The sequence below is a fragment of the Collinsella aerofaciens genome (genome assembly GCF_040910265.1).
In the GTDB taxonomy this organism is placed as follows: domain Bacteria; phylum Actinomycetota; class Coriobacteriia; order Coriobacteriales; family Coriobacteriaceae; genus Collinsella; species Collinsella aerofaciens_BK.
In genome coordinates this window covers 15,965-37,964 of record NZ_JBDGAW010000022.1, presented here as the reverse complement: position 1 = coordinate 37,964, position 22,000 = coordinate 15,965, and the positions used below count along the sequence as shown (strand labels likewise).

General features: G+C 59.9%; 18 protein-coding genes. 15 read left to right on the top strand and 3 right to left on the bottom strand.

The window, feature by feature from the left end:
* Positions 1-35: 35 nt before the first annotated feature.
* The 8 genes from AB5Z14_RS08635 to AB5Z14_RS08600 all read left to right on the top strand — a co-directional run bounded on the left by AB5Z14_RS08635 (position 36) and on the right by AB5Z14_RS08600 (position 12,019).
* A complete protein-coding gene (locus AB5Z14_RS08635) occupies positions 36-1,595 on the top strand; it encodes an MFS transporter (protein ID WP_368131075.1) in 1,560 nt (519 codons plus the stop codon).
* A gap of 113 nt (positions 1,596-1,708) precedes the next feature.
* Positions 1,709-3,304, top strand: coding sequence for a glycoside hydrolase family 28 protein (locus tag AB5Z14_RS08630; protein ID WP_368131074.1), 1,596 nt, complete (start codon positions 1,709-1,711; stop codon positions 3,302-3,304).
* A 131-nt stretch (positions 3,305-3,435) separates the two neighbouring features.
* On the top strand, positions 3,436-5,601 hold the full coding sequence (locus AB5Z14_RS08625) for a pectinesterase family protein (protein ID WP_368131073.1): 2,166 nt from the start codon (positions 3,436-3,438) through the stop codon (positions 5,599-5,601).
* Positions 5,602-5,669: 68 nt separating this feature from the next.
* Positions 5,670-6,338 (top strand): SGNH/GDSL hydrolase family protein, encoded by a 669-nt coding sequence (locus AB5Z14_RS08620; RefSeq protein ID WP_368131072.1) that lies wholly within the window; start codon positions 5,670-5,672, stop codon positions 6,336-6,338.
* A gap of 107 nt (positions 6,339-6,445) precedes the next feature.
* Positions 6,446-7,681, top strand: a complete 1,236-nt coding sequence (locus AB5Z14_RS08615) for a glycoside hydrolase family 88/105 protein (protein ID WP_117778846.1) — start codon at positions 6,446-6,448, stop codon at positions 7,679-7,681.
* Positions 7,682-7,683: 2 nt separating this feature from the next.
* Positions 7,684-8,601: a sugar phosphate isomerase/epimerase family protein gene (locus AB5Z14_RS08610; RefSeq protein ID WP_368131071.1), complete on the top strand. Its 918-nt coding sequence runs from the start codon at positions 7,684-7,686 to the stop codon at positions 8,599-8,601.
* Positions 8,602-8,651: 50 nt separating this feature from the next.
* Positions 8,652-9,869 (top strand): FAD-dependent oxidoreductase, encoded by a 1,218-nt coding sequence (locus tag AB5Z14_RS08605; RefSeq protein WP_117757448.1) that lies wholly within the window; start codon positions 8,652-8,654, stop codon positions 9,867-9,869.
* 200 nt (positions 9,870-10,069) lie between these two features.
* Entirely contained in the window at positions 10,070-12,019 is a 1,950-nt protein-coding gene (locus tag AB5Z14_RS08600) for an FAD-dependent oxidoreductase (RefSeq protein ID WP_368131070.1), read from the top strand.
* Positions 12,020-12,157: 138 nt separating this feature from the next.
* Here AB5Z14_RS08600 and AB5Z14_RS08595 read toward each other — a convergent pair whose 3' ends face one another.
* The 3 genes from AB5Z14_RS08595 to AB5Z14_RS08585 all read right to left on the bottom strand — a co-directional run bounded on the left by AB5Z14_RS08595 (position 12,158) and on the right by AB5Z14_RS08585 (position 15,100).
* Positions 12,158-12,799 carry an RpiB/LacA/LacB family sugar-phosphate isomerase gene (locus tag AB5Z14_RS08595; RefSeq protein ID WP_055309683.1) on the bottom strand — a complete coding sequence of 214 codons (642 nt, stop codon included), beginning with the start codon at positions 12,797-12,799 and terminating at the stop codon, positions 12,158-12,160.
* Positions 12,800-13,065: 266 nt separating this feature from the next.
* Positions 13,066-13,887 carry a gluconate 5-dehydrogenase gene (locus AB5Z14_RS08590; protein ID WP_368131069.1) on the bottom strand — a complete coding sequence of 274 codons (822 nt, stop codon included), beginning with the start codon at positions 13,885-13,887 and terminating at the stop codon, positions 13,066-13,068.
* A gap of 190 nt (positions 13,888-14,077) precedes the next feature.
* The gene (locus AB5Z14_RS08585; RefSeq protein ID WP_368131068.1) at positions 14,078-15,100 is read right to left on the bottom strand and encodes a LacI family DNA-binding transcriptional regulator; all 1,023 of its coding nucleotides are present in this window, start codon (positions 15,098-15,100) and stop codon (positions 14,078-14,080) included.
* A 184-nt stretch (positions 15,101-15,284) separates the two neighbouring features.
* Here AB5Z14_RS08585 and AB5Z14_RS08580 point away from each other — a divergent pair, with 184 nt between their 5' ends.
* The 7 genes from AB5Z14_RS08580 (at position 15,285) to AB5Z14_RS08550 (ending at position 21,921) form a co-directional block, all read left to right on the top strand.
* Positions 15,285-17,102, top strand: a complete 1,818-nt coding sequence (locus AB5Z14_RS08580) for a DUF2264 domain-containing protein (RefSeq protein WP_368131067.1) — start codon at positions 15,285-15,287, stop codon at positions 17,100-17,102.
* A 152-nt stretch (positions 17,103-17,254) separates the two neighbouring features.
* Entirely contained in the window at positions 17,255-17,686 is a 432-nt protein-coding gene (locus AB5Z14_RS08575) for a PTS sugar transporter subunit IIA (protein ID WP_368131066.1), read from the top strand.
* A gap of 52 nt (positions 17,687-17,738) precedes the next feature.
* Entirely contained in the window at positions 17,739-18,227 is a 489-nt protein-coding gene (locus tag AB5Z14_RS08570) for a PTS sugar transporter subunit IIB (protein ID WP_368131065.1), read from the top strand.
* A 76-nt stretch (positions 18,228-18,303) separates the two neighbouring features.
* Entirely contained in the window at positions 18,304-19,200 is an 897-nt protein-coding gene (locus tag AB5Z14_RS08565) for a PTS sugar transporter subunit IIC (RefSeq protein WP_368131064.1), read from the top strand.
* Complete coding sequence (locus tag AB5Z14_RS08560; RefSeq protein ID WP_368131063.1) at positions 19,193-20,056, top strand: PTS system mannose/fructose/sorbose family transporter subunit IID; 864 nt, start codon at positions 19,193-19,195, stop codon at positions 20,054-20,056. Before AB5Z14_RS08565 ends, AB5Z14_RS08560 begins: the two co-directional genes overlap by 8 nt.
* 79 nt (positions 20,057-20,135) lie before the next feature.
* Entirely contained in the window at positions 20,136-20,789 is a 654-nt protein-coding gene (locus AB5Z14_RS08555) for a hypothetical protein (protein ID WP_368131062.1), read from the top strand.
* Entirely contained in the window at positions 20,770-21,921 is a 1,152-nt protein-coding gene (locus tag AB5Z14_RS08550) for a glycoside hydrolase family 88 protein (RefSeq protein WP_368131061.1), read from the top strand. Before AB5Z14_RS08555 ends, AB5Z14_RS08550 begins: the two co-directional genes overlap by 20 nt.
* Positions 21,922-22,000: the final 79 nt, after the last annotated feature.

Genomic DNA, 22,000 nt, shown 5'->3' with positions numbered 1-22,000 from the left:
TGTTACAAGACAATCGAGAAAAGAGAGGGAGCTCGATGACTAACAAGATCGGTAAAAAGCGCAAGATCACATTCTGGACGCGCTTGGGCTTTGGTATGGGCGGCATGCTCAACTCCGGTGCCCTGAGCTTTACGCACAGCTACATGGTGCTGTTCCTGTCCACGGAGTGCGGCCTGTCCGCAGGCGAGGCTGCTCTGATCAGCTCGTTCGCCATTTACCTCAACGCCATCCTTTGCCCGCTGATGGGCTTCGTGGCCGATAACTTCTACGCCACCAAGGTCGGCCGTATCTTCGGTCGTCGCCGTTTCTGGATTCTGCTGGCCATCCCGATGATGGTTGCCGAGCCGCTCATCTTCGTGGCTACGCCGTTCGGTTTCCCGTACTACTTTGTGCTGTACCTGATCTACAACGTCGCGTACACGTTCTGCACCGCCAACCTGTCGCCGCTGACCATCGAGATGACTGACGACTTCAAGGAGCGCACGTATCTCACCGGATACAAGCACCTCTTTGGTAACGCCGCCGGCTTCCTGATGGCAGCGCTCGTCGGCTTTGGCTTTGGCACCTTTGGCGAGACCAATCCGTTCAGCTACTTCATCATCGCTACGATCAACGCTTCGGTCATGGCAATCTCGCTGCTCTGCGTGTACCTGTCCACGTGGGAGCACACCCCCGAGGAGGTCGCTCAGGAGAAGATCGAGAGTGTCGGCGAGGGCATCAAGAAGTTCTTCATCGATGTTGTCTCTACCTTCCGCAACAAGTCCTTCCGCAAGGTCCTGTATGCGCAGGTTTCCACGAAGCTCGCTGCTGCCTGCTGGTCTGCCTGCCTGTCCTTCTTCATCGTCTACTGTCTGCAGATTCCTAAGTCCTACGAGTCCGTGATGGAGATGCCCGGCAAGGTCGTCGCTATCGTCTGCACCGCTATCTGGGTCGCTCTCATGGCCAAGAAGGGCTTCCACAAGTCTTGGTACCTGGCCAACGTCGGTTGCGCTGCGTGCATCATCGCCTACAACTACTTCGCCTTTGGTCAGATCAACGGCACCTCCACGATCGCCATCGCCATGATCGCTTACCCCATCATCTTCGCCATCTGGAAGTTCTTCTACGTTGGCTTCCAGTATCTGCCCGATGTCCTGCTCAACTACATCCCCGATGTCGATGAGCTCATCACCCTGCGTCGCCGCGAGGGCATCTACAGCTCCGCCCAGCAGCTCTGCCAGCAGGTTGCCCAGGCAATTGCCGTTAACGCATGGGCTATCGTCCTTGCTGCCTCCGGCTTCATTCAGACCGCCGGCAACAGCGACGCCGTGACCCAGCCCGCTACCGTGCCTCTGTACATCTGCGGCTACATGCTCATCGGCTGCGCCGGCTTCTTCCTGCTCGCGGCTGTCCTTGCCCGCGGCATCAAGATCGACAAGGAGCAGTGCGACATCCTTTGCGACGAGATCCACCGTGTCAAGGAGGGTGGCAAGATGGCCGACGTCAAGCCCGAGGTCAAGGCGCTTTGCGAGGAGCTCTCCGGCTTTAAGTACGAGGACTGCTTCGCCCACAACAATGTTGGCTTCCAGGACGGCAGCGTAATTCCCGCCGAGTAGGGCAGGCGCATCGTCCAAACCACAGGGCCGTGCCACCGGAGATCCACCGGCGGGTACGGCCCTTTTTTAAAACGAGTAGTATGAACTTCTGATTACATTTGAGGGAGAGACCCATGGAGACGAACGTTATCTGGCGCAATGCCCGCGCGGCCGTTATCGAGCTCGACGATGGCGGCTACTTTACCTGTGCCGATACGTGGGAGATCTTTGTCAACGATGAGCCCGCCGGTACCACGAATACGGTCGAGACCTATGTCGATGGCCTGACCCCCGGCAAGCGCAACCTGATCCGCTTTGTCTGCGGCGAGCGCGAGCTGAGCGTAGGCGTCACCACGCCGGCGGAGCCCTTTACCATCAACGTTCGCGACTGCGGCGCCAAGGGCGATGCCGAGCACGACGACACCACCAATATCCAAGCTGCCATCATGGCCTGTCCCAAGGGCGGGCGCGTGCTGATCCCCGCCGGCAACTACCGCATCAAGTCCCTCTTCCTTAAGAGCAATATCAACATCGAGCTTGCCGAGGGCGCGGTGCTGCTGGCCCGTCACGACCGCGCGGCGCTTGCCTACATTCCGGGCACGGTCGCGGGTGACGAGGGCGCCGGGTATGCCGGCACCGACATGCTGCCCCTGGGTCGCTGGGAGGGCGAGAGCTTCTCGACCTACTGTTCGACCTTTACGGGTCTGAGCGTGCACGACGTGTGCATCTATGGTCGCGGCGCCATCGACGGCCAGACCGATTTTGCCGAGGACAACTGGTGGAACAAGGACTTTAAGAACATCTTCCGTCCCGAGGAGGGCCGCGAGGTCGCCCGCCCGCGCATGATTTTCCTGTCCGAGTGCGAAAACGTGAGCCTTGCCGGCTTTACCGTACGCAACAGCCCGGCGTGGAATATCCATCCCATCCTGTGCGAGCGCGTCGATGCTCTGTGCCTGTCCATCGAGGGTCCCAAGAACTCCCACAACACCGACGGCTTCGATCCCGAGAGCTGCGGTTTTGTCCGCATCCTTGGCTGCCAGTTCTCGGTGGGCGACGACTGCATCGCCATCAAGAGCGGCAAACTGGGCATTGAACCCGAGCTCCGTCCCGCCACGCACGACGTGCTGATCTCGCACTGCTACATGCACGACGGCCACGGCGCCGTGGTGCTGGGATCCGAGGCCGCCGGCGGCATCAAGGACCTCACCGTGAACAAGTGCCTCTTTGAGCGCACCGACCGCGGCCTGCGCGTCAAGACCCGCCGTGGGCGCGGCAAGGACGCCGTCAACGAGGGCATCACCTTCGAGCACATTCGCATGGATAAGGTGCTCACGCCCTTCGTGGTCAACTCGTTCTACTTCTGCGATAAGGACGGCAAGACCGACTATGTCCAGAGCCGCGACGCGCTGCCCGTCGACGACCGTACGCCCGGCTTTGGCGCCACGACGTTTTGCGATATCGAGGCCACCAACTGCCATGCGGCCGCGGCCTATATCACGGGCCTTCCCGAGAGCAAGGTGACGCGCCTGACGTTTCAGGATGTCCATGTGACCTTTGCCGCCGATGCCGAGCCCTTTGTGCCGGCCATGGCCTGCGGCGTGGAGCCTATGGTGCGCCAGGGCATCATCGCGCAGAACGTGAAAGTCCTCGACCTGCAGAACGTGCGCATCGAGGGTCAGGATGGCGACGAGCTGCAGCTGCAGAACGTCGACAAAGTTATCCGCGCGTAGGGTAGTGCTCCTGTACAAGTGAATACGGCATGTTGAGGCGTGCGACGGTCGGGTCTGCCCGGCTGTCGCACGCAATCTATAGGTGCCAGTATTGCATGGTGGGTGTTCTGTGATAGAAAGCGTAATGACAGATGAGTGGTAAAGAACAGCTCTTTGAGGTATCGCTCGAACGCGAAGGCGCGTATCGCAGCATTTCGGCGGCGCTCGAGGCGGCGGAGCGGTGTGTGCCCGATGCGACCGTGCCGGTGCGCGTGCTGGTGGCGCCGGGCGAGTACCGCGAACAGGTCGAAATTCGTCGTCCGCATGTGACGCTCGAGGGCGAGACCGCCGACAGCGTGCGTATCGTGGGAGGCCTGGGTGCCAAGATGCCTTCGGAAGACGGTAGCGGCCAGGATGGAAGACTCGGCACCTTCCGTACGTACACGGTGCTGGTCGATGCCGACGACGTGACGCTTGCGGGCCTAACGATCGAAAACGATGCCGGTGATGGGCGCGAGGTCGGTCAGGCGATTGCCCTGTATGCCGACGGCGACCGCCTGGCGGTCGATACCTGCCGCATCCTGGGCCATCAGGACACGCTCTTTTTGGGGCCGCTGCCGCCGCGCGAGGCCAAGCCGGGCGGCTTTATAGGCCCCAAGCAGTTCGCCCCGCGCCGCGTGGGGCGGCAGTATTTTCGACGTTGCCGGATCGAGGGCGATGTCGACTTTATCTTTGGCGGCGCGCGTGCCTACTTTGAGGGGTGTGAGATTCGCTCGCTCAACCGCGATATGGATGTCAACGGGTATGTAACGGCAGCCTCCACGCCTCAGGGCGAGCCGTACGGATTTGTGTTTCATGGCTGTTCGTTTACAGCCGATGAGGGCATTGCCCCCGGATCGGTCTATCTGGGTCGTCCATGGCGCGAGTGGGCCCAGACCGTTTTGCTCGAATGCTGGCTGGGCCCCCATATTTCACTCGAGGGTTGGTGGGATTGGAATAAGCCAGCGGCACATGACGGCACCCTGTATGCCGGCGGTGCCCTGTTTGGCCCGGCGGGTGATACTGCCGCTTGGGTGCCGTGGGCGCATTGCCTGACCGGTCAGGATTCCGAACGCTATGCGCGTGACCGAGTGCTTGCCGGCACGGATGGTTGGGATCCCGAGGGCGGCGACGGTGATGCGGTAGAGACGGCCGGGCTATCTGCCAATGGCCGCACCGTGCACATCGAGACGTACTACGAGGACGAACCTGCGCTGCGCGCCCGACTGAAGCGCGAGGGGCGCTCGGCCGCATTTACGGGCAAGACTCCCACAGACTTTGAGGCATGGAAGGCTGCGACCAGGACTCGTCTGTACGATATTTTGGGTCTTTCGCTTATGGACCGCGCCCCGATTGAGATTCGTGAGCTCAATCGCGTGCGGGTTGCCGGCAGCATCGTGCGTACTCATGCGGTGTTGCAGGTTGAGCACGATGTGTGGATGCCGTTTTACCTGTTGGAGCCGTCCCGCCCCAAGCTTGACGAGCGGGGACTCAAGCGCTGCTATATCTGCCCGCATGGTCACCAGGGGGCGGGTGCTGCAAGCATAGCCGGCGTTGCGGGCGTGCCGGCGGTCGACGATGCCGTGCGTAAGTTCAATTACGACTACGGTCTGCGTTTGGCGCGCATGGGTTACGTGACCGTCTGCCCCGATGCGCGTGGTTGGGGATACCGTCGTGACTGGAAGGGTCAGGGCGACGACGAGAACAGCTACCTGCGCGGTACGTGTCTGAATCAAGCACGTATGGCCGAGCCGCTGGGTCTTACGGTCGCGGGCCTCAACGCCTGGGACAACATGCGCTTGATTGATTACTTGGAGACACGCGGTGACATTGCCATGGACGACCTGGGCTGCTTTGGTTTTTCGGGCGGCGGTTACATGACGTTGTACCTGTCCGCGCTCGACCCGCGCGTGCGCAAGGCGTTTGTCTCGGGCTATCTGTACGGCGTTGATGATTCGCTACTGCACCTCAACGGCAATTGCAGCTGCAATTACACGCCTGGACTCTGGCGTCTGCTCGACATGGGCGACATTGCATCGCTTGTCGCGCCACGGCCGCTCTTGGTTCAGAGCTGCGAGAAAGACCATCTCAACGGCGCCCGCGGGCTTGCGAACGTAGACGAGCAGCTCGATATCGTTCGCGACGCCTACGCGCTGCTGGGCAAGGACGAAAACCTTCTGCACGAGGTCTGTCCGGGTGGACACCATCTTGGCGTGGCGCATCTTGCCGAGGATATCGAATGGCTCGATTCGCAAGTTGCGGAATGCGCCCACGCATAGCCCCACGGATGTTGCGAATGAACGGTATGTACCTGTATGACCGCCGGTGTGCGGGTGAGGAGAAGAATATGGAAACGAAAAACTTGAGCGAATCGACCATCTGCTGCTTTGGCGATTCGACCACCTGGGGCGATAACGGATGCGGCGGGGGAGGCAACGATATCTCCTGGACTTCGCACCTGGGTGCGCTGCTGGGCGGCGCTACGATCGAGAACTATGGTATTAAGGGTTCGCGTATTGCCGTCAAGGCCGACCGTAGCGATTCGTTTGTCGAGCGCTTGGACGGCATCGATCACACGGCAGATATCTGCATCGTCTTTGGCGGCGTTAACGACTTTAGCCGTAACGTGCCGCTGGGAGAGCTGGGCAGCACGGACGTGCACGAGTTCTACGGTGCGCTCGACTACCTGATCCGCACCATCACGGCGCGCTCGCCTCAGGCAAAGCTGGTGTTTATGACGCCGTGCAAGACGAGCGGCAAACACGAGAAGGATATCCCGGCAAGCAACGAGGCCAACCATCTGGGCCTGACGCAAGACGCCTATGTGCGCGCGATGCTGGAGGTCTGCGATCGCTACTCGGTGCCGGTGATCGACCTGTATGCGCAAAGCGGCATCAGCCCGTTTTTGCCGGAGCACCGCGAGCTCTACATGCCGGACGGTCTGCATTACAGCCCTGCCGGCTATGAGCGCCTGGCGCATCGCATCGCTGTGGGCCTCACCGCCGTTTGCCGTTAAAAGTTTGCCGTTCACGGGGATTATAGGGTTAACGTTCACCCTATAATCCCCGTTCGCGTTACACTAGGGGAAACGTTCACCCATCAATAACGTCAGAGGGGACAGCAATGGGTTGCAATCAGATTCTGGACCGTTATATCGAGCAGTTGATCGAGACCTCTACGCCTCAGGCGCCGGCCTGGAATATCGAAAAGCTTCGCGCCGGCAAGGAGAACACCTGGAATTACATTGACGGCTGCATGATCAAGGCACTCATCGAGCTGTACGAGATCACCGGCGAGCAGCGTTACCTGACCTTCGCCGACGACTATATCGACTTCTTTGTCCAGGATGACGGCACCATCAAGCATTACGATCCCCAGGAGTACAACCTCGACAACGTCAACGCGGGCAAAACCCTCTACAAACTCTATGACCTGGTGGGCAAGCCCAAGTACCGTGCCGCCATGGATACCATCTATCGTCAGCTCGAAACCCAGCCGCGTACCAAAGAGGGTGTGTTTTGGCACAAGGCCGTCTACCCCAACCAGATCTGGCTCGACGGCATGTACATGGCGCAGCCGTTCTACATGCAGTACGAGCTGAGCTTCCACAACCGCCGTGCCTGCTCGGATAGCTTCCATATGTTCCAAGTGGTGCACGATTTGATGCGCAACCCCCTCAACGGTCTGTACTATCACGCCTACGACGCGAGCCGCAAGCAGTTCTGGTGCGATCCCGTCACCGGCCTTTCGGCCAACTTCTGGCTGCGCGCCGAGGGCTGGTTCGCCATGGCGCTCATCGATACCTGGGAGCTCATGCCGCCCTCGATGTCGGCCGAGAAGGACGAGATCCGCAAGATGTTCCACGACCTGATCGACGCCATGCTGCCGTATCAGGACGAGAAGACCGGCATGTGGCACCAGGTCATCAACCTGCCCAATATCGCCCCCAACTATCTGGAGGAGTCGGGCAGCGCCATCTTTGCCAACGCCATCATGAAGGGCGTGCGCCTGGGCGTGCTGGGCGAGCGCTACTACCAGTACGGCCGTCGCGCTTTTGATGGCATCTGCGACACGTGCCTGTCCGAGCGCGACGGACAGCTGGCGCTCGACAACATCTGCCTGGTGGCGGGTCTTGGCAACACCGCGCACCGCGAGGGCACGTTTGGCTACTACATGAGCGAGCCCGTTGTCAAAAACGACGCGAAGGGCGTGGCGCCGCTGGTGCTTGCCTATATCGAGACCATGCATCATGACAAGCTTGCCGGTAAGCGCGATCCGCTTGCCCCTTCGGGCGTGTGCTCCATCGACGACCCGTTTGGCGGCTACACGCCGGGCATCAATGCGTGCAAGGAGGTCTAGGCATGGCGCAGTCAAAAGGCGCACTGAGCGTCGGCGTGCGCCTGCACGACCTGCCCGAGGGTACGGTCGAGGAGCGCATTCGCATGGCGGGCAAACTGGGTTTCTCGTGCATTCAGCTACCGAGCAAAGTACTCTACAAGTCCTTTGGCATTAACCGTTCCGGCCTTACGCACGAACTCGCCGACCATCTGCGCGAGGTGCTCGACACCAACGGCGTGCAGGTGGCGGTGCTCGGCTGCTATAAAAACCTGGCAACGCCCGATCAGAATCAACTGGTGGATACCTATGCCGAGTACGAGGCGTGCCTGAGGTTCGCGCGCTGGCTTGGGGGCTGTCCGGTGGGGACCGAGACGGGGCGCCCTAACGCGCGGAACAAGATGGCCGATGACCGTTTTTCGGCCGCTGCGCTCGATACGTTTTGCAAAGGACTCGCATGCGTGTGCTCGATGGCCGAAAAGGAGGGCGGCGAGCTTCTGATCGAGCCCGGCTGGAACGAGATCGTCAATACGCCCGAGCGCTGCCGCGAGGTTCTGGAGCGCGTTTCGAGCGCCGCACTCGGTGTGATCTACGATCCGGTGTCGCTGCTGCATCCCACGATCGTCGGTGAGGCTTCCGAGCAGGTGTCGCGCATGTTGCACCTGTGCGGCAGCAAGATTCGCGTGCTGCATGCCAAGGACTACGAGATCGTAGACAACGAGGACCAGGATGGCTGGTGTGATGGCTCGGGCTCTCGTTTGGTATGCCACGGCGCCTGTACGTGCGGAAACTTTGATTTTGAGGCTATTGCCGCCTGGGCCGCGGCCGCGCGACCGGGCATTATGACCGTTATCGAGAACAGCACACCGTCCACGGTCGAGCGTTCGCGCGACGAGCTGCTGCGCATGGGGCGCAGCGTGATGTGCGAGCACGTGATTCTGTAACGAAGCAGGTTGGCGAAAGAGATTGTCGTAGAGGTCCAGGAGAGGAACCGATGGCTATTCATATTGTTGAGGAAGCGAACCGTTGCCTTGGGTGCAAGAAGGCGTTCTGCCAGCTTAAAGGCTGCCCGGTGCAGACGCCTATTCCGCAGGTCATCGACCTGTTTAAGCAGCGTCGTCTGGAAGAGGCGGGTGAGCTGCTGTTCCAGAACAATCCCATGAGCGCGGTCTGCTCCATGATCTGCAACCATTCGGGTCAGTGCGAGGGCGCGTGCATCCAGGGCCGCAAGGGTGCGCCGGTGCACTTCTCGAGCATCGAGAACTATATCTCGACTGCGTATTTGGATCGTAGGGAGTGGAAGCCTGCGCCGTCGTGCGGCAAGCAGGTTGCCGTGGTCGGTTCCGGTCCTGCCGGCATTACCGTGGCCATTAAGATGGCCCAGCTGGGCTGTGCCGTCACGGTGTTTGAGCAACGCCCCGAGATCGGCGGCGTGCTGGAGTACGGCATCCCCGAGTTTCGCCTGCCCCGTGCTCTCGTGCAAAAGTACCGTCACGTGATGTGCTCGCTTGGCGTACGCGTCCGTCCCTCGACCACCATCGGTGGCGCGCTGCATATCGACGACCTGTTGCGCGACGGCTACGATGCGGTCTTTGTCGGTACCGGTACCTGGCGCGCCCGCAAGCTGGGTATTCCCGGCGAGTCGCGTGGTAACGTACTGTTTGGTATCGATTACCTGGTCGATCCCACGAGCGTGGCGATCGGTCAGAACGTGGCGGTTATCGGCGCCGGCAACGTGGCCATGGATGTTGCCCGCACGGCTCTGCGCTCGGGCGCTCGCAAGGTTACCGTGTATGCCCGATCGCGCCATATCTCGGCCATCGATGACGAGGTGGAGCTGACCGAGCTTGACGGTGCCGAGATCGTGCGCGGCAAGGCGATCTGCGCCATCGACGATAACGGTCCGGTGTTCGAGACGGCTATCTTTGACGAGGACGACAACGTGGTGGGCTACGAGGAAGAACTTGACCATGTGCCCGCCGACACGGTTGTGATTGCGGCCTCGCAAGTGCCTAAGGACAAGCTGGTGCTTACGACGGGCGGTCTGGAGACCGACCATCGCGGTCTTCTTTCGGTCGATGAGTGCGGCATGACCACCGTGCCTGGCGTCTTTGCCGCCGGCGACGTGGTCAACGGCCCGCTCACCGTGGTCCATGCCGTAGCCGGCGCCAAGCTCGCCGTCGAAGGCATGACGAGCTACCTGGGCCTCTAACCCATCCCATCCATCAGTTGCGGTGGAATACGGACTGTTTTGGCTGTCAAAGGCCTTATCTACTCCGTATTCCACCGCAACTTTTTTGTGAGGGTCGGGATTGAAGATGAGGAGTGCGAGCGAGTGCGGATACGGCGGTTCCTGATACGATAAGTACGTTAGCAACTGCCGCCGAGCGGCTCAAACGAAAGGAACCCTGTATGGAGTCTTCCGCCTACCCGATGCTCTTTAGCCCGATCAAGGTCGGTACGACCGAGGTCAAGAACCGCGTCTTTATGCCGCCGGTGTCCACGAACCTGGCCGATCATGGCTATGTGACCGACGACTTGGTCGATCATTACCGTGCCCGTGCCAAGGGCGGCGTTGGCCTGATCATCACCGAGGTCGTGACGGTCGAGCCCACCTATACCTATCTGCCGGGTGACATGTGCTGCTACGACGACACGTTTATCCCTGGCTGGGAAAAGCTCGCCGCGGCCGTCCACGAGTATGGCTGCAAGATCATGCCGCAGCTCTTCCACCCCGCCTACATGGCCTTTAACATTCCGGGCACGCCGCGCCTGATCGCTCCGTCCTTTGTGGGCCCGTCCTATGCCCGCGAGGCGCCGCGCCCCATCACGGTCGATGAGATCCACGAGCTCACGCATCAGTTTGGTGACGCTGCTGTGCGCATGCAGAAGGCCGGTGTCGACGGCGTCGAGGTCCATGCGGCACACGCCCACGGCATGCTCGGCGGCTTTTTGACCCCGCTCTATAACAAGCGCACCGACGAGTACGGTGGCTCGCTCGACGCCCGCATGCGCTTCCTGCTCGAGGTCATCGCCGAGATTCGCGAGCGCTGCGGCAAGGACTTTATCATCGACGTCCGTATCTCGGGCGACGAGTACACCGATGGCGGCCTGACCCTCAACGACATGATCTATGTCTCGCGTCGCTTGGAGAAGGCCGGCGTCGACATGATCCACGTGTCGGGCGGCACTACCATCAAGCGCGGCTCCGCCATTCCCGCCGCCGGCACCCAGCAGGCCTCGCACGCCGCCTGTTCGCGCGAGATCAAGAAGCACGTCAACATTCCCGTTGCCACGGTCGGCCGCATCAATGAGGCCTGGATTGCCGAGGAGCTGATCGAGGACGGCGCCGCCGACATCTGCATGATGGGTCGCGCCAACCTGTGCGATGCCGAGTTCTGCAATAAGGCGGCTGCCGGCAACGCCGACGAGATCCGCCCCTGCATCGGCTGCCTGCGCTGCCTGAACGGCATCATGTTTGGCAAGCGTATCTCCTGCACCGTCAACCCGGACGTGGAGCGCGACGAGGCTGGCTACGAGCCTGCCGCAGAGGCAAAGAACGTGCTGGTTGTGGGCGCTGGTCCTGCGGGCATGGAGGCTGCCTACATTGCCGCCAAGCGCGGCCACAACGTGGTGCTCGTGGATAAGCAGGACGAACCGGGCGGCGAGATGCGCATCGCGGCCGTTCCGCCGGCAAAGCAGGAACTCACCCGCGTGATCAAGTACCAGTACCGCCGTCTTGCTGAGGCTGGCGTGAAGTGCGTATTTGGCACCGAGCTTACTGCCGAGGACATTCAGCGCGACTACGCGGGCTACGAGGTTGTCTTGGCTTATGGCGCCGAGCCCATCGCTCCGGCCTTCATGCAGGGCTTTAAGCAGGTCATGACGGCTGACGACCTGCTGGGTGGCAAGGCTTTCCCGGGCAAGAAGATCGTCATTGTGGGCGGCGGCACCGTTGGCTGCGAAACGGCCGATTATCTGGCCCCGTTGGTCAACGACCTGTCGCCGGCCAACCGCGATGTCACCGTCATCGAGATGACCAAGACGCTCGCTGCCAACGAGGGCGGCGCCGGCCGAGCGGTGCTCATCACGCGCATGCTCTCTAAGGGCGTCCACGTGCTGACCGAGGCCAAGGTGACCGAGATCACCGAGGACACCATCAGCTACGAGAAGGATGGCGAGATCCACACTATCGCCGATGCGGATACGCTGGTGCTTGCCATGGGCTACCGCCCCAATACCAAGCTGGCCGATGACCTTGCCTCCGCCGGCGTTGCCATCCACGTGCTGGGCGACGCCAACAAGTGCGGCAACATCCGCGACGCCATCGGCGATGGCTACAAGGTCGCCTGCGAGCTGTAGGCTCTTGGCAAATAGGGGAGCGGCCGCCTTGCGGTGACTCAAGCGATAGCCAATCTAAAAAGGCGCCGCGACACATGGATCGTCGCGGCGCCTTTTGTCTGGCGGTTTGTTGGGGGTCGGTGCGCCCCGTGGGCCTTATTACAGGCCCAAGATCTCCTTGACCTTGGCGATGATGGCCTCGTCGGTGGCGTTGGCAAAGAAGTACTCTTGGAAGTGCTCGCCGGCAAGTGCGCCCTTCACCAGGTCCTGATCGATCTCGCCCAGGACGTCGACGAGCGGACGCATGGTCACAGCGCGCACGCCGTCGAGGATCTTCTTGTTGCGCTGCTCGGGCTCAACGCGCTCGGCGGGGTAGCCGTTGCCCGAACCAAAGCCAAAGAGCTTCTCGAAGGTGTACTCGAGGTTGAGCTCCTGGCCCCAGCCGTTCTTGAGGGCGAAGGGCATGGCGACGGCGTTGCCATCGTTGACCTGGGCAAAGGTGTAGGCATCCAGCGGGTCGGCAACGTGGCCGCACAGCACACCGGGGAAGGAGTTGCAGGCGAGCATGGCGCCCTCGCCGGTGCCGCAGCCGGTCACGACGTAGTCGGCAGCGCCGGAGTTGAGCAGCACGGCGGCAAGGATGCCGTTCTGCACGTAGGTGAGGGGCTTGGAGTCGGCGTCGGCATACATGCCATAGTTAAAGACGGTGTGCCCCATGGGCTCGACAACCTTCTTAAGGGCAGCCTCGATCATGGGGTTCTTGGAGTTCTGGGAATTCTCATTAATAAGTGCGATTTTCATTCGAGTTAACCTATCTACTAAGTGTTTTCATTTCTTGTTTCTGTGCGCGGGCGGCGGCTAATCCGACCCGCGATGAGCCATGCGGGCGGTCGGCAGTTAAGTCTGTCGCGAGTTCCGCACAAACCGAAGCGCCTGTGTTGGCTGGTGCGTGACGGTGGCGAGGGCGCGCGGAGTGCGGCAGATTGGCGTGAAAGAGGAGCGAAGCGTACTTCGGTACGCGAGCGACGGTTTGAGCGCCAAGGTGCCGTGCTCCGCGCGGCCGCAGCCTATTGCGGCTGTTTGCCGATGTAGGCGAGTATGCCGCCGTCCACGTACAGAATGTGCCCGTTGACGAAGTTCGATGCGTCGGAAGCCAGGAACACGGCGGGGCCCTTCAGGTCCTCGGGCGTGCCCCAACGGGCGGCCGGCGTCTTGGCAATGATGAACTGGTCAAACGGGTGGCGGCTGCCGTCGGGCTGCGTCTCGCGCAGCGGTGCGGTCTGCGGCGTGGCGATGTAGCCGGGCCCAATGCCGTTGCACTGGATATTGGCCTCGCCAAACTCGGAGCAGATGTTCTTGGTGAGCATCTTGAGTCCGCCCTTGGCGGCGGCATAGCCGGCGATGGTCTCGCGGCCCAGCTCGCTCATCATGGAGCAGATATTGATGATCTTGCCGTGACCCTTGGCGATCATGCCCGGCAGGCAGGCCTTGGACACGATGAACGGGGCATTGAGGTCGATGTCGACGACGCGACGGAAGTCCTCGGCGCTCATGTCGAGCATCGGGGTGCGCTGGATAACACCGGCATTGTTGACCAGGATATCGGGCGTGGTGCCAAAATCGGCCTCGATCTTGGCGATGAGTTCGGCGACGACGGCCTCGTCGGTAACGTCGGCTACGTAGCCGTGAGCCTCAAAGCCCAGCTCGCGGTAGTGCTTCTCGGCCTCGGCGACCTTGTCGGCGTGACGCGCGTTAAAGGCGATCTTGGCGCCGGCCTCACCGAGCGCCTCGGCAATCGCCATGCCGATGCCGTACGTGGCACCGGTCACGAGCGCGACCTTGCCGTTCAGTCGGAAGCTGTCCATGGAAAACGTAACGGAATCTGCCATCTTGCTCCAATCGTTGTGGAATGTGCTGGCATACCTAGTTTCGGCTAGTAAACCGGTTTTGTCAATGAAGGAAGCAGACTTCATAATTTACGTGGTGATATGCAGATCGGTATGGTTCCATAAAACGTAAATTGGTTTTGCAAGTTGGCTTGAAAATGGCCCGGGCGGTCATGCCTAGGCCATCGCCGACTTACAGCGTGCTCTCGTTCCAGCACACGTGACAGTCGAGCACCTGGTGCGTCTCGACCTGCTCTTTCTCGGCGATCAGGTCGAGCAAGACCTTGGCTGCCGTCTGTCCCTCCTCAAGTGCGGGCTGCTCCACGACCGAGACGGAGGGCGACGCCACTCCGACCCATTCGGTGTTGTCGAAGCCCAAAAGGCCTACGGTATCGGGCATGAGGGGATAGTAGGCCTTGCAGCACTTGTAGATCTCGGGCAGAGCCCAGCAGTTGGGCGCGAAGACGAGCGTCGGGGTGCTGCCGTCGATGTTCGCCGCCAGAAATGCCTCAAGCTTCTCGCTATCGACCTTGTCGTTCTCGATCAAGAACTGGGTGAAGCCCAGGTCGTGTGCCTCGAGCGCGTCCACAAAACCGCTGAAGCGCTCGATACGGCTCGAGATGAGACCCGGCGTCGCCGTGATGACCAAAAAGCGCTTATAGCCCTTTTCGACACAGGCTTCGACGGCCTTATAGGAGGCCTCGTAGTTATCGGTCTTGACCCAGTTGGAATTGAAATCGTAGAGCTTCGAGTCGATGAAGACGAGTGGCTTGCCCGCGTCGCTGATGGATTTGCTGATCTCCTTGAAGCGGGCGGTCGGCTGCACGATGAAGCCGTCGACACCGAGGGCAATCAGGCGGTCGATGTAGGCGAGCTCGCTTTGCTTATCGAAGTTCGAGGCGCAGACGAGCATGCGGTAGCCCTCGGCACCGGCAACGGAATCGATGCCCTTTACCAGCTGGTTCGAGAACGTGTTGGTGATGTCGCCGATGATCACGCCGATCATCTGGCTCGTCTTGGCGTTCATGCCGCGTGCCAGCGGGCTCGGCTCGTAGCCCGTGTCGTGGATGGCCTTGCGGATTCGGGCCTGCGTCTCGTCGCTCATGCGGTCGGTCTTGCCGTTGAGGTAGAAGGACACGGTCGTCTTGGAAGTGCCGGCCATAGCGGCGATCTCTTTGATGGTGACACGCTTTTTTGTGTTGTTTGAGTTGGCCATGGGTCGGTTCCTTTATTTGATTACATTGAAGGAATTGTAAATCAGTTTACTACAGCTTCTCGGAGGTGTTGCAGCGCAGCTCTGCATTTCAAGCCTACTATTTCATCTATTAATCGGTTTACGTAAACATGACAACGTCCATACCGATATGATGGTGGGTTGAAAAGAGCGCAAAGGGGGCTCCGTGAATCCAAAACCAAAACGTCCATCGCTGTCGACCAGGCAGGACTTGGTCGAATGGGCTCTTGTCCTGTTGCCCGACCCATATGCGTGCCCGCAGGACGTCGGTGCTTCGTTCCGTGCGAATATCCGTCGTCTGGAGTGGGGCTCGCGCCCGCTCTGGGCCGTCTTCTCACTCGTCAAGGGCGGCATGTCTCCCGATGACCCCCGTATCGCCCCGTTTTTCGAATACATCGCTCGGGGCCTGACGCCCGGTGATCCCGATGCATTCGAAGACCCCACGGTCGAGACCCGTCAGATCGTCTTCGAGCAGGTTGTGTACGGCTACGGTCTTTTGTGCTTGGGAGATGAGCTTTTGGGGCGGCTGACGCCCGAGCAGCAGGAGCGTCTGGTCTCGTGGCTCAACGTGGCCAACCGGACCGAACTGCCCTGGGGTAGCTGGTTTCTTGCCCGCGTGCTCATCAACTGCGGACTGCGCAAGTGCGGGCTCGCCTATGATGCGGAGCGTCTTGCCGCCGATTCCGCCGCCGTCGAGAACATGTATGCCGGCAACGGATGGTACGAGGACGGCACGCCGTTCCAACTCGATACCTATGTGGGATCTGCCTTCCACCTCATCGCGCTCTTGCTCGAGCGCTACGCCGCCTCCAACCCCCTGGGGGACTGCATCGAGCGGGCGCGCGCTTTTGCACGGGACTATCGATACTGGTTTGACGGCGCAGGCCGTGCGTTGCCGTTTGGACGCAGCCTTACCTACCGCTTTTCGCAGGCGGCGTTTTGGAGCGCTGCTGCCCTCATGGGCGATAGGGTCGCCCCGGCCTCTCAGATCAAGGACATCCTGCTGCGCCATCTGTCCTGGTGGCACTATCACGTGGGGGAGGACTGCCTATCCACGATCGGCTATCGCTATCCCGGCGCCCCGGTGCGCGAGGACTACTCGAGTCCCGGAGCATCGTTTTGGGCGCTCAGAGCGTTTATCGTCCTCGCCCTGCCCGACGACGACCCGTTCTGGCGGGTCGAGCCAGTCGCCCCTGAGCTCGACGGGCTTCATATGGAGAAGGAACCGGCCGTCTTGATCCAGACCGGTAAGCATCACACCTGCATGTTCTCGGCCAAACAGTACTGCGCTGCGGGCGTTATCGGGCGTCTCTCGAAGTATGGCAAGCTGTGTTATTCGACAGCGTTTGGTTGGAACGCCTCGGTTGATGGCACAGGCATCGGCAACTTCGCTGTCGATAGCGCATTGGCCCTATCAATCGCCGGGACCGATCAATTCCACGGCCGTGGGCGCATTGAGAGCTATGAGGTGCACGACCGCTATGTCTACAGCGTGTGGGGCTTCGGTTCGGTGGCCCGTGTCGAGACATGGCTTATCCCGGTCGATGAATTGAGGCACATCCGCATCCATCATGTCGAGTCGGCGTATCCGCTCGAGACCTACGAGGGTGGTTTTCCCGTATTTGGCTGGAGCGGCAAGTTCGATTGCGCGGAACGTGGGGAGGGCTCGATCACGCTCGCGCGCGATCCTGGAGCTCCCCGCGGAGAAGCCGATGCCTTTGGACAAGTCGCGGGAATCATGGATATATCGGTCTGCCGCTATACGGTCGAGGCGAAGCTCGCGGAAGTCGGACTCTCTCATCTGGTCGACGAGTTCGCTGCCGAATGGGACGCGCGCGAAGGCGTGGCCGTGCGGCAGAATCCCGCGACCAACATTTATAGCTGGGAGCAGAACGCCGTGCCTGCGCTCAAGACCAAGGGTGGTGCGGCGAGCTCTCTTCATCTGGGCTGCCTGGTATACGGCGACCCCGGAGACCTCAGATAGAGTCCATCGTCGTCCGGTAAACGGTTGGTTTTAAACCGTGGGCGGTCAAATTTGGCGATAACGAAAGAAAATACTGCAAGCTGAGCACATTTTCTGTACAATGCAAATCGGTTAGTAAACCAGTTTGCTAAACAAGTAACCAAGGGAGTCAGATGAGCAAGCAAGTCGTATTGATCTCGCATGGCAAGCTGTCCGCCGGCGTCGCCGACGCCGTCTCGATGGTGTTTGGCAAGAATGAGGAACTTTCGTATTTGGGGCTCGCTCCCGACGGCAACGTCGTCGAGCTTATCGGCGGCTTGCGCGACCGTGTCGCCGCCGATCCCGACGATCAGTTCATCGTCATCGCCGATATCTTCGGCGGCAGCGTGTGCAACCAGAGCCTCGAGCAGCTTTCCCAGTTCGATAACGTCGTCCTGCTCTCGGGCCTCTCGATGGGTCTGGTGCTGTCGATCCTGGCCATGCCCGGCGAGCTGAGCCAGGCCCAGATTGACCAGGCGGTCGCGGATGCCCGCGAGGGCACCAAGGTCGTCGAGCTCATCAAGGCCGACGCTCCCGTCGATAACGGCGAGGACGATTTCTTCTAAGAAGAGGCTCATGTATCACGGAAACAAGGATCAAAGGTAAAGGAGTACCGACATGATCACCATGGCACGCGTCGACGACCGTCTCATCCACGGGCAAGTTGCCGTCAAGTGGAGCAAGGAGCTCAACATCAGCCGCATCATCGTGGCTTCCGATGTCGTGGCGGCCAACAAGCTTCAAGTTGCTGCTCTTAAGGCGGCTGCCCCCGACGGGGTCAAGGCTGCCGTCGTTTCAACCGATAAGGCGGCCGGTCTTGTGTCCGACCCCCGTTCGAAGGATATGCGGATCCTTCTGCTTTCCAACGATCCTCGCGATTTGCTTGCGGTTTATCGAAAGATCGAAGAGCGTCCCGTGCTTGATATCGCGAATTTCGGCCGCATCGGCGGAAACCTAGCCGATAAGCAAAAACTTTCCGATTCGGTATACCTCACTGAAGATGACAAGAAAGTTATCCAAGAGATCGCCGACTTGGGCGTCGAGATTATCCATCAGGCGCTTCCGGGTGATCCCCGTAAGGAGTTTCTGCCCATGATGGGCTGCTGATCGAAAGATGTGCATTCGCGTCTGGATGACGCATGCGATAGCTCTGATATGAGAAAAGAGAAAGGCAGGTATGAACATGGATCTGTTGGGTCCTGCGTTGGTTGTGGGCTTCTGCACCGCGTTGTTCAAGTTCTTGGATTGGTTCTGCTGGACGCAGCTTTCCCGCCCCATTTTCTGTGTGGCGTTTGAAGGTCTTTTGTTGTCGCTAGTTACAGGCGATTCCTCTCTAGCCACTACCGGCGTTTTGCTTGCCGCCCAGCTCGAGCTGGTATTCATCGGCAACGTGAGCATGGGCGGCGTCATGCCTTCCGATTACTGCCTGGGATCGTTGTTCGGCGGTGCATTCGCAATGGTGCTCGGCCAGGATATCGCGACGGCCATCACGCTCGCCGTCCCGCTTTCGATGCTTGGCTCGGTTTTGTTCAACGTCATGGAGGTCGGCGTCTGCGCAATCGTCCCCAAGTTCGACGAGCTGCTCGACCAGCATAAGCTTGCTTCCTATAAAGCGCTGTGGTGGGCCCAGTTCGCGGTGTATCACCTCTGCTGGTTCCTGCTTGGTTTCGTGTGCATCCTCGCCGGTGCCGATGCGGTCGGAGCGTTTGTAAACGCGCTGCCCGCCTGGTTTACCAACGGTATGTCTGTCGCCGCCAGCATGGTTCCCGCCCTGGGCCTTGCGCTCCTTCTCAAATCCCTGTACACCAAGGAGAGTATGCCTTGGTATTTCATCGGCTTCGGTCTCATGGCGTTTTTGACATATAACGCAACTACGGGGGCGACGCTTGGCGCTGACAAAGCGATTACCCTTGCCACTGCTCCCACGTCCGTCATGACCCTTGTCGAGATCGCGTTCTTTGGCTTTGCCGTGGCTGCAATCATCATTTTCAAGGACCTGAAAGAGATTAAGGAGCGTCAGGCCGCTCCCGTTTTGAATGCTGCTTCCGATGACGAGGATGAGGATTTCTTCAATGACTAACGTTGCTGTTACTACGGGAGCCGCCCCCGTACTGGACGAGAAGGCCCAGAAAAAGACGCTGGCGCGCATTATTACCCGCAACTGGTGGCTGCTCTTCGTGAACTCCTACACCAAGCTTGAAGGTACCACGTTTGCTCGAGTCATGATGCCGTTTCTCGAGGATATCTATGGTAAAGAGACCGACGAGTTCTATGAGGCGATGAAGCGTCATTCTAACTTCTTTAACACGACGCCGATGGTGAATCCCTTCATCCTCGCCCTCGTGGTGACGATGGAGTACGAGCGCAAGGCTGCCATCGATGCGGGCAAGGAGTTTGACGACAACTCGATTGAGTCCCTCAAAGTTGCCCTCATGGGGCCATTTGCCGGCATTGGTGACTCAATCGCAGTTGGAGTTCTTCGTATTCTCGCAACCGGCATCGCGCTCGGTTTTTCCCAGCAGGGCCTTTGGCTGGGGCCGATTTTGTTCCTGCTCGTCTATAACATCCCCAACTTGCTGATTCAATGGTTTACCGGAACGTTGGGCATGAAGCTTGGTTCAAACTTCGTTGCTGAGGCACTTGAGAGTGGCATGATTGCTTCCTTTACTAAGGGTTTGAACGTCCTTGGTATGCTGATGGTCGGTGCTATGACCGCATCGTTTGTGAGCTTCAAGACGTCTCTCGTGCTTGATATGGGTAGCGGTGTCACGTTCGATCTCCAAAGTGTGCTGAATCAGATCATGCCCGGCATCCTTCCGTTGAGCCTGACCCTCGGCATCTTCTTCTATCTGCGGAAGAAGAACAGCCCGATGCTCGTGATGCTTCTCATCTTTGTGGTAGCCATCATCCTGACCGCATTGGGCGTTTGCGGATAACAGTGACGGATCATTCCGTCTTACGGTGGGACACGTGGGCGCAGGCGCGCGTGCCCCACATTTTATTAAAGGGGCAATGATGGACAGGCTAATCGTTTCGTTGTGCTTGATTGCGGTCGCAGCTGCAGCTTGCTGGTGTTTGATGCTTAAGGCGAGATCGAGTCGTTACAACCGACTGATAACACTTGCCAAAGCGGGAGATGCGGAGGGCTTTAAATCGTGCATGTCGTCAAACCTGTCAAGGATGTTGATTTCGCCGTTCGCCAAATGCAGGCTTCAGCTTGAGCTTGCCGGGAGCACGGGAAACCGCGAGGAGATTCGCTCCGCAGTCAACGAGCTCATGAAGCTCAAGATTTCGGATAGTCAGCGCTATCAAGTTGCAACGACGGCGTTTGTGATGCTCGCCGAGCTTGACGACAAAAAGGGCTGTAAACGATTGGTGGAGGAGATCGAGTCCATCTCCCCCGAAAATTCCGAAGGATATCGAATCTATTACGACACGGTCATGTGCGAAAAGGGCAGGTATCGCTCAGTTCTCGAAAGTCGTTTATCGGCACTTGAGCGAACGCCGGCCCGGAAGACGCGGGGACATTTGGAATACCTGCTTTCATGCGCATATCGCGCCGACGGGGATGATCGGAGGGCCCGTATGATGCGCGAGCGTGCGGCACACGACCTTGATGTTGAAGAAGAGCGACTGGAAGGTGCCATTGATGTTGCAGCTTGCATATGAGATGAGTGATGAGGACGCGCGTTGGGTTGATGACACACTCGCGAAGCTGATCGAGCGCTTTGGTGCCGAGCGCGATCGCATCGGCGGTAAGATCCCCTATATCGCCGAGGACGGCACCTATAAGAAGGATATGGCCGCCACCCCCGAGGACCTGATCTGGTGGACCAACGGCTTCTGGCCCGGCATCCTGTGGCAGTGCTACGGCGCTACGCAGGACGAGAAGTTCCTGCAGGCCGCGCGCGAGGTCGAGGACAAGCTCGATGGGGCATTCGACCGCTACACGGGCCTTCACCACGACGTCGGGTTCATGTGGCTGCTTTCGGCCGTCGCCGACTATCGTCTGACGGGCAACGAGCGCAGCCAGGCGCGCGGCCTGCATGCGGCCCATCTGCTGGCCGGCCGTTATAACCCCCGTGGTAAGTTCATCCGCTCGTGGAACCGCGACCGCGCCGGCTGGGTGATCGTCGATTCCATGATGAACATCCCACTGCTGTACTGGGCAAGCGATACGTTGGGCGATCCCCGCTTCACCTATGTCGCCGAGGACCACGCCGACACCGTCATGAACAATACGGTTCGTGGTGACGGTTCGTGCAACCATATCATCGTGCTCGATCCTCATAACGGCGATCTGCTCGAGACGCCGGCCGGTCAGGGCTGCGCCTCGGGTTCGAGCTGGAGCCGCGGCCAGGCATGGGCGGTCTATGGCTTTGCCCTTTCTTATCGTCATACCGGCGAGCAGCGCTATCTCGACACCGCCAAGCGCGTCGCCAACTACTTTACGAGTCAGGTTTCCCTCACCGGCAACGTGGCCAAACTCGACTTTCGTCAACCTGCCGATGTCGACTGGTGGGACGCTCTCGCCGGTTGCATCGCCGCATGCGGCATGCTCGAGATCGCCCGCGCCTGTGAGGGCACCGAGCGTGACGAGTGGGTCACCTGGGCTATCAAGCTCCTGCGTGCCACCGATGAGCGTTTCTGCGACTGGAACATCGAGCATGACGGTGTCGTCACGATGTGCTCCGGTGCGTACTTCTCCGAGAAGGACCGTCACGTTCCCATGGTCTATGGCGATTACTACTTCCTCGAGGCCGTACTGCGTCTGGCTGGAAAGGATACGCTGCTGTGGTAGATCTCCGTCGTTGAAACACGACGGTGCATACGTCCGGGTAGACGTTTCCACATGTCTCATGGGGTGAATTGAGGAATGA